The 12,425-nt window shown below is 64.7% G+C and carries 9 protein-coding genes; 2 read left to right on the forward strand and 7 right to left on the reverse strand.

Translation table 11 applies throughout. The features are described 5' to 3' along the window. Positions 1 to 21: 21 nt before the first annotated feature. Both add and EKL15_RS06120 read right to left on the reverse strand, forming a co-directional pair. A complete protein-coding gene (add, locus tag EKL15_RS06115; RefSeq protein WP_197847983.1) occupies positions 22 to 1,014 on the reverse strand; it encodes an adenosine deaminase in 993 nt (330 codons plus the stop codon). Between the two features lie 9 nt (positions 1,015 to 1,023). Continuing rightward, positions 1,024 to 1,965 (reverse strand): nucleoside hydrolase, encoded by a 942-nt coding sequence (locus EKL15_RS06120; protein WP_197847984.1) that lies wholly within the window; start codon positions 1,963 to 1,965, stop codon positions 1,024 to 1,026. 161 nt (positions 1,966 to 2,126) lie between these two features. Here EKL15_RS06120 and EKL15_RS06125 point away from each other — a divergent pair, with 161 nt between their 5' ends. Continuing rightward, on the forward strand, positions 2,127 to 2,810 hold the full coding sequence (locus EKL15_RS06125) for a Crp/Fnr family transcriptional regulator (protein WP_203089111.1): 684 nt from the start codon (positions 2,127 to 2,129) through the stop codon (positions 2,808 to 2,810). Here EKL15_RS06125 and EKL15_RS06130 read toward each other — a convergent pair. The 4 genes from EKL15_RS06130 to EKL15_RS06145 all read right to left on the reverse strand — a co-directional run bounded on the left by EKL15_RS06130 (position 2,807) and on the right by EKL15_RS06145 (position 9,684). Then, entirely contained in the window at positions 2,807 to 3,220 is a 414-nt protein-coding gene (locus EKL15_RS06130; protein WP_060424441.1) for a VOC family protein, read from the reverse strand. The genes EKL15_RS06125 and EKL15_RS06130 overlap by 4 nt on opposite strands. 94 nt (positions 3,221 to 3,314) lie before the next feature. Continuing rightward, a complete protein-coding gene (locus tag EKL15_RS06135; protein ID WP_203089112.1) occupies positions 3,315 to 5,495 on the reverse strand; it encodes a virulence factor SrfC family protein in 2,181 nt (726 codons plus the stop codon). After that, positions 5,492 to 8,437 (reverse strand): virulence factor SrfB, encoded by a 2,946-nt coding sequence (locus EKL15_RS06140; RefSeq protein ID WP_203089113.1) that lies wholly within the window; start codon positions 8,435 to 8,437, stop codon positions 5,492 to 5,494. The genes EKL15_RS06135 and EKL15_RS06140 overlap by 4 nt, the downstream gene beginning before the upstream one ends. Next, a complete protein-coding gene (locus EKL15_RS06145; RefSeq protein WP_100396778.1) occupies positions 8,437 to 9,684 on the reverse strand; it encodes an SrfA family protein in 1,248 nt (415 codons plus the stop codon). Before EKL15_RS06145 ends, EKL15_RS06140 begins: the two co-directional genes overlap by 1 nt. Before the next feature lie 297 nt (positions 9,685 to 9,981). On the opposite strand from EKL15_RS06145, the gene EKL15_RS06150 reads away from it, so the two are divergent. Beyond that, entirely contained in the window at positions 9,982 to 10,896 is a 915-nt protein-coding gene (locus EKL15_RS06150) for a DMT family transporter (RefSeq protein ID WP_089186908.1), read from the forward strand. On the opposite strand, the gene EKL15_RS06155 is transcribed toward EKL15_RS06150, so the two are convergent. Further along, positions 10,893 to 12,386, reverse strand: coding sequence for a PLP-dependent aminotransferase family protein (locus EKL15_RS06155; protein WP_203089122.1), 1,494 nt, complete (start codon positions 12,384 to 12,386; stop codon positions 10,893 to 10,895). The genes EKL15_RS06150 and EKL15_RS06155 overlap by 4 nt on opposite strands. Between the last annotated feature and the right edge of the window lie 39 nt (positions 12,387 to 12,425).

Consider the following 12,425-nt stretch of genomic DNA (forward strand, 5'->3'; position numbering starts at 1 on the left):
TCAGCCTTGAAACGTACCGGGTCACATTGGCCCGGCCTTGAGCTGATTTATTAATTTAATTTTAGTATCGCCGTCGAGAAAACTCGCTTCCAACGCCTGTCGGTTGCTGCGGTTAAAATCGTCATCCTGCCAGCCGAAGGCGTCATGCAACAGCTGGTACTCTTTGTTCAGCGTGGTATCGGCGACGGTGCGCGCATCGGTATTCACGTTCAGCCGCACTCCCATCCTTTTCAGCCGGTCTATCGGGTGACTGTCGATGCTGTCGAACAGATTGCAGACGAGATTGCAGCTGGGGCAGATCTCGAGCAGGACGCCGGTGGCTACCAGGCGCTCGATAAGCGCAGCATCCTCGATGCTCCTGACGCCGTGGCCGATGCGCGACACCTGCAGCCTATCCAGCGTTTCCCGTACGCTGTCGGCGCCCTTCGCCTCACCGGCGTGGGCGATGACGTTGCCGCCGGCTTCGCGCACCGCCCGAAAGGCCGCTATGTGATTGGCCAGCGGGTAACGCGCTTCGTCGGCGGCCAAATCCAGCGCGACCACGCCGCGGCCCAGAAAGTTAACCACGAGCCCGGCGGTTTGCAGGCTGGCGGCCGCATCGAAATGCCGCAGCGTGCACAGGATCAGCCCGGCGGCGACGCCGTAAGTTTGCGCGGCGTCACGCATCGCGGCGAGCACCGTCTCGACCACCGCTTCACCGCTCAACCCCATCCGGGTATGCAGCAGCGGGGCAAAGCGCACTTCCGCATAGATGACGTTATCCGCCGCCAGCTGCGCGAACAAGTCATCGACGGCCAGCGCTATCGCCTGGCGCGTCTGCAGGAGGTCTATTTGCGGTGCGATCTTGTTTAAAAAGTCTCCGAGATCGGCGCATCGTTTCGGCGCGATAAATTGCCGATTAAAGGCCGTTCTGGTTATTTGCGGGTCGATCTTTTTGACATAGTGGTAGCTTAAACAGGTATCCAAATGGACGTGTAATTCCACTTTCTTCAATTTTCTTGGATCTAATTTCATACGGGCCACTTATTTCATTAACGGCTGAGATAACAACGAAAACAGTTTTTCTTTAAACCGGCCGGGTTTAATGCGGGTGATCACGCGGGCATTGGCCGGTTCGCCGGTCAGATGGGTGGAATCAATGACGTAATGGCCGTAAGACCTTTCACTTTTATATTCTACCCAGGAATACGCCTCCAGACTGGTCTCGACGATGTCCGGGTAGAGCGCCACCGCCATGGTGGTCGGATCGGGCAAATCAAAGCCTTTACGCTCTGTGCGCCTGGCGTTGAACGCCATCAGCGTGCGATTACAGCGCACGGCAAAGCGCCCCAGTTCGCCGAGATGATGCAATCGTTCAATATCGTCCTCGCCAATAAACGCTTCCCCCATCCCGATCTCCCAACCGACGAGGGTGAGGGGCAGCCCGGCATTCAGCACCAGATGGGCGGCCTCGGCGTCGGCGTAGAAGTTAAATTCGGCCAGCGGGGTAATATTGCCCGGCGTCAGCCCGGAACCGCCCATGACATAAACCCTTTTCACTTGTTCGGCCAGCGCGGGCGCTTTTAGCACCGCCATCGCGAGATTGGTCAGCGGCCCGAGAGTGACGATCTCCAACTCGCCAGGGCGTCGTGCGGCGCAGTCGATGATGGCGTCCACGGCATGCATGGGGTCGGCGGTCAGCTGCGGATCGGGCAAGGCCATGTCGCCCATGCCGTCTTCGCCGTGAATGTGGTGCGAGTGATAGCGCGTGCGGAACAGCGGTTTCGCCATGCCGGCGTATACCGGAGGGGCATAGGTTCCCGCTTTTTCCACGCAGATAAGCGCATTTTTGACGCATTGTTCAAGCGGGCAGTTGCCTGCGACCGTGGTGATCGCTTCCACCCTCACGTCAGGCTCGCGCAACGCCATCAGCAGGGCGACAGCATCGTCGGAGGCGGTATCGGTATCTATCAAAATATGTCGCATGGCACTCTCCTTGGGTGGGGTCTGCGGAGAAAATACCCAGACGGCCCGAGGCAAAAAAGGTCAGATGTCCTGTTTCGTTCTGAAGTGCGCCGGCTATTCTGGGCGCAGCCGAAAAGATAGGATGCAAAACGTTAACGGATAAACCCTGGGAGTGAATCGCCGTGAAAACTGTCGGTGACAGCAAGCTGAAAGAAGCGTTTATCGAAGCTCACGATCTGCGAACGGCGCTTTCGCCCCCGCTGCTGGCCGCCCTGCGCCTGGTCAGGGTCGAGGCCGGTGAATACCTGGTGACGCAAAGCGATCGGTTGACCCACCTGTTTTTTCTCGTGCAGGGAAAATTGCAGGTTGAGAATTACGATGTGAACGGCATGCACATCGTCTTTTCCTTCGAAACGGATTTCTCCGTGATAGGCGATCTGGAGCTGTTCTCCCAGGCGCAGCGGGCGGTGTTCAGCACCGTACAGGCGGTTACGGACGCGCTGATCTTCACGCTGCCTATCGAGGCCATCAAAGAGCGGGCCATGCACGATCCTGTTTTCCTCGCCTTTATGTGCCGGCAGTTAAGCGACAAGCTGCTTAACGCTTCATTGCTGCATGCGAGCGGCGGCTTAACGGCAGAATATAAGCTGCGCAAATTTTTGTTATTTAAAATAAAGCAGGAAGGCTTGCAGATTCAGCTCGAAAACAGGGAGTTGCTGGCGGGCAGATTGGGGATCTCCGTCAGGCAGCTGAGCCGCGCGCTGGCGCAGCTCGCGGCGGACGGTATTATTCAGTTTAAAAACAAATCGCTGCGGGTGGTGGATAGCCAACGGCTGGCCGACATCCACGGGAGCGCCAGGATCTAGCCGATCGCCGGCCCCTTAAGCTCGATGCGATTGCCGTCCGGATCGCTGAAATAAATCGACGGCCCGTCGCCTTCCGCGCCGTAGCGCGTTTCAGCGGGATCGACGGCGATCCCTTGCGATCGCAGATAGGCCAGCAGTTCGTCTTCGTTGAAAGGATCGATGCGCAGGCAGAGGTGATCGACATTTTGCCGGTGAGGATCGGGCGCATCGCCGCCTTTTTTTCCAAGCTGGCCGTTAACGTCGACCAGATCAATCATGGCCGCCCCGGCGCGCAGGTGCATCAGCCCCAAATCCGGCCGCCGTTTGGCGATATCACAGCCGACGATCTGGGTATAAAAATGCAGGCTTTTCTGCATATCGCGCACGCGCAGAACCACATGGTCGATAGTCTTCAGGCTGAAAGGGGGCATGATTTTCTCCCAGAATCGCGGCGTTACTCATCAGCATAATCGGCAACGCCCGATTTATCCTGTTTTCTCCCCCTATTGCAGCCAGAGCCGCCGCTTAGCGCAGAGTCGCCACGATCTCTTCCAACGCCGCGCGCTGCGCCTCGCCGAGTGCGCTCTCCGTCGCCGCATTCTCCGCCAGCAGGGTTTGCAGGCCGATCAGCCAGTCATAGATATAAAACGCGGTGTTTTTGGTCGGCGTCGGCGCCAGCCGGGTTAACCGCTGCTGGCGGCTCCAGTCCACCGCCGGCTGCGGCGGTGGGGTAAAGATCGGCTGGCCGGGATTGACGCGGCTCTCGGGGCGCGTTGCCGCATCGCGCCGCTGGAAACCGAGCCAGGCGACAAAGTCGCCCAGTATCGCCAGCGCCTGGCTGATTTGCCGATCTTCGCTCTGTTCCGGCAGGCCCCCGGCGCACAGCGCGTTCTCCAGCTCATCATCGAGCCGCAGGCGGCAGGCGGCGCCGATCAGCGCATCAACCAGCAGTTCCAGGTGCGGCTTTTCGACGCCGAGCAGCTCCAGCAACCGACGGCTGTCCGGCAGGCTGCGCAGATGGTTGATCCAATCCGCGAATACCCGCGCGGCAAAGGATGACGCGGGGGGCTCGCCGGGCGCCGGGGTTTCCGGTGCGCCGAACAGATCGATATCGAGCCCGAACGGCGCTGGCGTCGCCGTCGGGGCCGGCGCGGCGTGCTGCTGTTGCTGATAAAGCTGGCGCAACGTATCGCGCTGCGGTAACAGCCGTTCCAGCAGTTCGCCGTGGCGGCCGGCCTGCGCCTGCAGCGCTCGCAGCAGCTGCTGGCCGCGTTGCTGCGCCGCGTGTGGATCGGCGGCGGTGAGCCAGTTGCCGAGCAGGCTTTCCGTCAGCTCGCGCTGCAATTCTTCGCGCTGTTCGAGCAGGCGCGCTTGCTTCTGGGCCGGGCGCGCCTGAGCGGTCAGGTAGCTCACCATACGGCGGCAATCCTGTTCATCCAGCGCCAGCAGCGTGGCCCAGCTGTCGCCGGGCTCGCCGACCTGGCGCTGTACGGCGTCGTCGGGGCGCGTTTTGCCTTCCCCGCGTTGATCAAACGGCGTGATCGCCCAGATCAGGCCGGGTTTGCGGCGTTGGCGCAGCGCCGGGGTTTCCCCTTGAGTCTGGTTGACCCAGTTGGAGAGCGCCTGGCCGATGCGGGCGGCGTCCTGTGGCGTGGCGGCCGCATCGGCTACCAGCAACAGGTTGGCGTGCAGGCCGTCTGCACAGCGGGTCAGCAAATGGGCGCGTTTCGCCTGTTGCAGCCGCTGCGTCGGTTCCGCCTGCGGGCAAGCGCGGCTGCCGGGCAGGTCGATCAGCGCCACGTCGGCGGGCAGGCCCGTCTGCGCCGTTTGCGGCAGAACGGTGGTGACTTCGGCGGTCAGCCAGGTCAGATCGCTCAGCGCGATCTCCCGTTCCCCGCCGTGTTCGGCCATCACGACGATCGTCGCGTTTTCCGCTGTGGCGCTCGCAGCCAGCAGCGGCAAGGCGCGGTGCGGAGCATGAACCTGTCGGCTGCCGCCGAGGGCATGCAGCGTGTGTGCCAGCTGGCGATAACGCGCCGTCAGCGTTGTTTCCTCTCCCCACAGCGGCGCAAACAGGCGCGCACGATCGTCAATGCTCAACTGCGGCGCCAGCGCCACGGCCTGCGGCCAGAAATGCCTGTCCAGCGTCTGTTGCCCCTTGTCGCCGTGGCGGCGTTGGCTATCCCACAGCGTCAGCACATCGCTGTCGCTGAGGCCGTCGAGGGCGACGGTTTGGCGGTGGCGCGCCAACGCTTGCAGATGGCCGGCGATCGCGCGGGCGTCCCAGTCCAGCCGGAAGCCGCCCATCGCGGCGGCATCGAGCGTGATGGCCAGCCATTGCGCTTCATCGAGCAGCGCGAGGGCGAGAGGATACTCGGCGCACGGCGACGGCGCGGCGGCGCCGTAACGCACCGCCAGCGCGGCGTCTGCGTGCAGCCTTTCTGCGCCGGGGGCCAGCGCCGCCAGCAGGTGGGCCTTGGCGGCGGCGTTGTGGCCGTACAGGCCGATAGCGACCTGCTCAGGTTGCGCATTCGCCAATTGCAGCGCGCGGTTATGGCAACGGCGCAGGCGCAGCGTCAGGCGATCCGCTTCCTGTTCCAAACGGGTGGACTGCCGGCGCGCGGCGTCCACCCAGGCGATCGCCTGCAGAATGCCGGTGCTGAGTGCGTGGTTCGGGGCCGATTGGGCGGTAGTGGTAGCTTTCATCGTGGGTAAATGCTCCCGCTGTCTATCCAGTAGTGGGTCGCGCCGGAGGCGCTGGCAGCCAGGGTATTGAGTTTCAGTTGCAGGTGGTGCGCCGGGACGGGGCTGCCGTCGGCCAGCAACGCCTGCGCGATCTTGACGCTTTCTGCGCCCTGTTCGGCGCTGGCGGTAATGGCCAGCCGCAGGGTGATCACCGCATCGCCGGCCAGTTTGCGCGCCAGCTGGGCGTCATTAATGGTCAGCGTATAGAGCGGCGAGGCCGGCCAGCGTTCGTTGTCCAGTTGGCGGAAGCCCAGGCGCAGCGGGCCGCGCAGCTGGAAGCTGCCGGCGGGGTCGAGCACGAAGTCGGCGCGATCCAGATCGATGTCGCGGTAATAGACGTTATCGTCCGCCAGCATGTTGTTGCCGTCCAGCATGCCCAGATGGCGAATGGTGGAGTAGGGCTGGAAATCGCCGACGTTGAAGTAAAAGCTCTCCAGGCGCAGGTCGATCGCCAACAGGCACAGCATGGCACCTACCGCGGCGGTGGATTTCGGGTTGTCGATGCGGCCGCGTTTGTTGAACGGGTACCAGCTGCGGGTGTGGTAGCCCTCGAGCGGCAGAATGCGGCTGGCGGGCAGCGGCTGCAGATGGCGCAGCAGCGCCTGCACGCCGGGGAAACGCGCCGGGCGGCCGGTCAACAGCAGCACGTCGCAGGTATACAGCGCCACCACCTCGGCCAGCAGGCGCAGGCAGCGGCCGATGCCGATGCGATCGGACAAGAAGGCGGTGTGCAGATCGGCCAGGCGGATCACCAGCGGGGTGTGCAGAATATCGAAGGCGTCGCTGTCGGCTTCGCGCTGCACCTCGCCGTTGATAAACGCCAGCACCTGCGGCGTCGGCGGCTGCGGCAGCAGATCGCCCAGGCTGGCGGCGATTTCCGCCCGGCTGTCCAGCGGATCGTATTCTTCATAGGCGCCGAGCAGCGCGCGTCCGGCGGGCATGAAAATCTGCAGCGCCGCCTGCTGACGCAGGGTAGAAAGCCCGTCCATGCGCCCTTCGTTGCCGAACAGCCTGTCCATCAACGCCGGGGCGGCGCTCACGCCGGCGGCTTCGAACGCCTGCTGCACGGCGGGCAGGATAAACTGCTGGATGGCGTCCAGCAGGATATCGTCGCCGGCGACTTTAAAGCCCTCGCGGAACAGCAGGCGCGGGTTGATTTTGATGTTGTTGCCCACGCCGTCGTCGAGCGAATAGTGCGTGATCGCCAGATCCGTGGTGCCGCCGCCGATGTCGATGGAGGCGATGCGCAGCGTTTTTCCCGCCTGCTCACCCGGCGCCAGCGGCCGGTCGGGCCGGGCCATGGCGGCGAAAAAGGCGTCGGTGCGGCCGGCGAAGTTCACCTGGGTTTCATTGTACAGATAGACCATCTGGCCGCAGGTGGCCTCGTCCCACTCCATCTGCACCTGAGGCACCGGGAAGCGGACGTGCGCGCCGTCGAACGGCGCATCCTGCGGGTGCCAGCCGAGGGACTTCCACACCAGCCCGATCGCTTCCTGCATGCGGCGGCGGAAGATCTCGCGCTCCGGCTTCGGCATGGCCGAAGGCAGCGTCAGAATGATGGCGCGCAAACGGCGCGGCGCGGCGGCGTTCGGCATGCGGCTGCGCTGGGCGATGCTGTTGATCTGCATCAGCGCCTGCGCCAGCAGCTCGCTCAGCATCAGCGTCATCACCGCGCTGCGGCTGTAATGGGCGGCGAACACTGGCAGCCGTTGCGCCGTCGGCAGGGCGGACAGCGGCACGCCTTCGTCGTTGATGAGGGTGGTCAACGGCGCGGCGGCGGCCATCGGCTCGTGCCGCTCGTTGAAGCGCCAGCCGGGCGCATAGCGCTCCTCGTCCCACAGGTAGCGGCGCGGGCTGGAAATGCCGGTAGTGCCTTCATGGCCCGTTCGCCGCTGCGCCAGCTGCGCGGCTTCGCGGCCGACGCGGGTGATGGAGGGCCACTGGAAGGCGTCGTCGCGCCCGCTCTGGAACGACAGATGCGGCTTGCCGAAGCTGGCCTGAGAAAACTCCACCCGGCTCTCGAACAGTTCGTTGTAGACGCGGTGCGGTTCGGACAGCGAACGCAGCTGCAGCTCGTAGGTTTGCTTCAGGCCGTTGCTCTCTTCCGGGTGGTCTTCGACCAGCACGCCGCAGGTGTGCGAGTTGCCGACGTCCAGCACCAGATCGACGTCGATCGCCGGTTGCTGCAGCGTCGCCGCCACCATCTTTATCTGCGGTACCGCCAGCTGATGGCCGAGCATGTGCAGCAGATTGAGGTAGTGCGCCTGATACTCGAAGGTTTTCAGCCCGGCGTTGATCTCCACTTCGGCACGCTGCTCCCGCTCGGCGGCGCGCTGGCTGAACGCTTCGCGCAGCCAGCCGTCTACCCAGGTCAGATCGAGAAACTCGCCCAGTTCGTGGTTGCGGTGCGCCAGCGCGAAGTTGAGCCCGGTGCCGAGATCGCTTTCGCCCGGCGCCAGCGTCTCCTGGCCGGGCGCGGCGGCGCGGGTGTCGAAGGCCAGCACCACGCGCAGCAGGTTGCCGTCCTGATCCGGTTCATCCAGCTGCACCACCTGCAGGCGCGCCCAGTTGTCCGGGCCCGACAAAAACAGGCCCGCCGGGGTGTGGCGCAAGAAGGGCAGCGGCAGCCAGAGCTTATCCAGCAGGCGCAGCGACTGCTGCAGCGGATAGCTGAACTCCGGCCGCACCACTTCGGCGGCCTGGTCGCCCACGGCCGGCAGCTGGTATTTGCCGCTCTCGGCCTCCCATTGCAGGCGCAGCAGCGGGCCGCTGGCGGTCTTGCGCACGAATTTGCCGGGAAACTCGGCGTCCAGCAGCGGCGTCAGGGCAAAGTCCAGAAACTGAATGCCGCTGTCCTGAATCAGCGTAATGCCGTGTTTGTAGTCCGTAAGGGGTGCCAGCATCATTTACTCTCGCGCTTGAACGTCATGGGATAGGTGGTGTCCGCATCGTAGCGGCCGGTGCACTCCGCCGCGCCGGTTTCGCCCTGGCGGCAAACGATCTCCGGGATCTGGTAGCGGCTACCGTCGCTGCAGCGCGCCTTGGTGCGGCTGTTGATCACCAGATTGCCGGACTGCATCAGCCCGGCTTCGACCGCCACCCGGCAGCTGACGCCGTCGCCGTAGGCGATGATGGCGTTGCCTTTGCCGCCGTTCAGACGGTATTGCAGGCCGGGGCGTTTGCCGGTGATCGGGTCTTTCAGCGCCACCGTGGCGCGCCATTTGCCGTTAAGGAAACGGGTGGAGCCGGCCTTCACCGCCTCGGGCGGCAGCACCAGCGCATTTTTGTCCGCCGGCTGCGGGATGACCGGCGCCGGTGGCGGCGGCATCAGCGTCGCGTGCGCCAGCGGCAAGCGCAGCTTGGGCAACGGCGCGGCGGTTTTTTCCGGCGGCGCCGGATGCTGCACCTCAGTCGGCATCGCCGGTTGCGGCGGCGAGCGATGCAGCCAGGCGGCCAGCGCCGCACTGCCTAGCAGCAGTACGGGCAACAGCCACAGCGCGTGGCGCCGGCGCGGGCGAACGGCGGCAGGGGGGGCGATAGGCGCTGCCGGGGCAGGCACCGGTTCGGGCTCGGCGGCCGGGGCCGGTTTTACCGGTTCGACAACGGCCGGTTTACGCGGTGCGGCGGCGATCGGCGCCGGTTTTTCCACTTCGACTTTCACCTCTGCTTCGATCGGGCGCAGGCAGGCCAACGGATCGTCCGGGCTCTGCGCCTGCGGCTTGATAAAGCCCCAGAAGGTCAGCACCGGCCGGTCGTCCACCAGATAAACGTGGTTGGGATCGGGCATGTGCATCGCTTTGGCCAGCAGCGCGCCGAACAGGCGATGGCTGGGGTGATCGGTCGCCTGGGCCTGTTCCGTCAGGCTGCGGAAGGTCGTCAGGCAGTGTTCCAGGTGGCGCACCGCCTGCGTGCGCTGGGCGTCGCTCGCCGCCAGCCAGGAGGTGACCTTGCCGGGGAAGGGCGCATACCAGTCGATGCGGGTGCCGCTTTCGTTCGGCTGGGGGATCGCCAGACAGTCGGCGGCCTGCTGCTGCCGGCGAAGACGCAGGGTTTCCCGCAGCTGCTGCGCGCAGGCGTAGACCGGTTGCCCGTTTTCGCCTAAAGCCAGCACATCATCCAAACTGCCACTGCGTAAGAAGGGTTTCACCACGGCACCGCACCTTGTCCTGTTCTGCAAAAACGCATAAAAGTCCATGATACCCCGCAGGCAGAGCCGCCAAACGGCCAAGGACAGCCCGAAAAACGCCCTTCTTTGGCGTTAGCGGCGCGCTTTGCTAACCGGCACAGTGAAAATTTCGCTATCTGGACCTGTCTGTGAACCGCTTTATCTGAAAAATAGAACCTGGCCCCGGCAAGCGACGCCGGGGAACGATGTTCTCTTTCACTATGACATCGCCTCGCGGGTTGCCGATTTCGGTATGCCTCAGGCGTGCGGAGCGTTCACATGATGGACAGTCAGTCTGAAAAAACTCTCGTTGTTTCCCCTGCACATCCCGCCGCCGGGCATTCGGCCCAGGGCTGGATGAACGGCTTCCTCGGCATGATGATCTTCAGCGGCTCGCTGCCCGCCACGCGAGTGGCGGTGCTGGAGCTCGATCCGCTGTTTCTGACGGCGGTCAGGGCGGCGATCGCCGCCTTGCTGGCCCTGTGTGCGTTGCTGATCACCCGGCAGGCGCGGCCGACGCGGGCCGATTTGCCGCCGCTGCTGTTTGTGGCGCTCGGCGTGGTCATCGGTTTTCCGCTGCTGACGGCGCTGGCGCTGCAGCACACCACGTCGGCGCATTCGCTGGTGTACATCGGCCTGCTGCCGCTGGCGACCGCCGGTTTTGGCGTTTTGCGCGGCGGAGAACGGCCCAAGCCCGCTTTTTGGGCTTTTTCAGGCGTCGGCGCCGTGTTGGTGGGCGCTTTCGCGTTGAGCCAGGGGAGCGGCGGTGCCTGGCAAGGGGATGCGCTGATGGTCGGGGCGGTGTTGCTGTGCGGCCTGGGCTATGCCGAAGGGGCGGTGCTGTCGCGCCGGATCGGCGGCTGGCAGGTGATCTCCTGGGCGCTGGTGGTGGCGTTGCCGTTGACGCTGGCGGCCACCTGGCTGGCGGCGCCGGCCGGTTGGCCTGCGATCAGCGGCGCCGCCTGGCTGTCGCTGGTTTACGTCTCGGTGTTCAGCATGTGGATTGGGTTTATTTTCTGGTATCGCGGCCTGGCGCAGGGCGGCATCGCCGCCGTCGGACAGTTGCAGCTGCTGCAGCCGTTCTTCGGCCTGGCGCTGGCGGGCTGGCTGCTGCATGAGACCGTCCAGCCGATGATGATCGCCGTGATGGCCGGCGTGGTGGTTTGCGTGTTCGGCGCCAAACGTTTTTCCCGCTAGGCGCCGCTACCGGCGCAGGCCAGGATCACCTGTTCGAGCCGTTCCACCGCCTGTTGAACCTGGCGGTCGGCGTAACCGCCCAATCCCAGCACCAGACCCGGCTCACCGTGGCCGGGCGCATACATCGGCGACACCGCCCGCAGCGCCAATCCGGCTTCGTTGGCGCATTGGGCGACCCGCACGTCATCGAGATCTTTCCTCAGCCACAGCACCATGTGCATGCCCTGATCGCAGGGCTGCACTACCGCCAGCTCCGCGGGGATATGCGTGTTGATCGCCTCGATCAGCACCCGGCGTTTCTCGGCGTAGACGCCGCGCATTTTGCGGATATGGCGGTCGAGATACCCTTCGGCGATAAAGGCGGCCAGCACGTGTTGATCCGCGCTGGGTGGATGGCGATCCATCAGGATCCTGGCGCCGCAAAAGGCGTCGACCAGCGACGGCGGCACGACGGCGTAACCCAGCCGCAGCGAAGGGAACAGCACCTTGCTGAAGGTGCCGAGATAGAGCGTCCGTTCGGGCGCCAGTCCCTGCAGCGAAGGGAACGGGTGACCGGCGTAGCGCATCTCGCTGTCGTAGTCGTCTTCCACGATCCAGGCCTGCCGCTCTTTGGCCCAGGCCAGCAGGGCGCTTCTTTTCGCCATGCTCATCGGCATGCCCAGCGGATATTGATGCGACGGCGTGACAAAGGCGGCGCGGGCGTCGGCGGCCAGACGCACGCCGGCGGCAACGTCGATGCCGTCGTCGGCGACGGGCACCCTAATCATGTGCCGATCGCGAAACAGGCTGTCGAAAATGGCGGTAATGCCGGCGTAGGCGGGATCTTCGACCCAGGCGCTGTCGCCGGCATCCAGCAGGATCTGGGCGGCCAAATAGAGCCCTTGTTGCGTGCCGGAGGTGATGAGGATTTGCTGCGGCGTGCAGTTTACCGAGCGGGAACGGCGCACATAGTCGCAGATGGCTTCGCGCAGCGGCAACGCGCCCAGCGGATCGCCGTAGCCCGACGGGGCGCCGGGGCCGCGCGCCCGGATGCGGTTGCCGAGCCGCCGCCAGACATCGTCGGGCGCGGTATCACCGATCGGCACCGAGACGGTGAACGGCACCGGCGGCAGCGCCCGTGCCTGGGCGGCGAAGCGCGCCAGATGCTGCGCCTGTGAAGAAAGCGGCACCGCTACCGCCGAGCTCGCCTGCACGATGGCGTGCGGCGTGCGGCGCGGCGCCTGATAGTGAGCGACCCGGGTGCCGGAGCCGGGCTGCGGTTCGAGAAAGCCTTCCGCCGTTAGCTGAGCGAATGCTTCCAAGACCGTGCCGCGTGCCAGATTCAGCGCCGCCGACAGCCGGCGCGTCGAGGGCAGCAGATCGCCCGCTTTCAGATCGCCCCGATGGATGGCCTGGCGCAGGGCCTGCGCCAGCTGGTGGCTAAGCTGGCCCGCCAGGCGATCGAGCTCGCCGATGGCGGGGATGTCAACGACTTTGGCTGTTCTGGGCATGTATTCCGGCTCGCTTGATAGAGTGAAAATGAGCATTCA

The organism is Serratia sp. 4542 (assembly GCF_016805595.1).
GTDB lineage: Bacteria > Pseudomonadota > Gammaproteobacteria > Enterobacterales > Enterobacteriaceae > Serratia > Serratia nevei.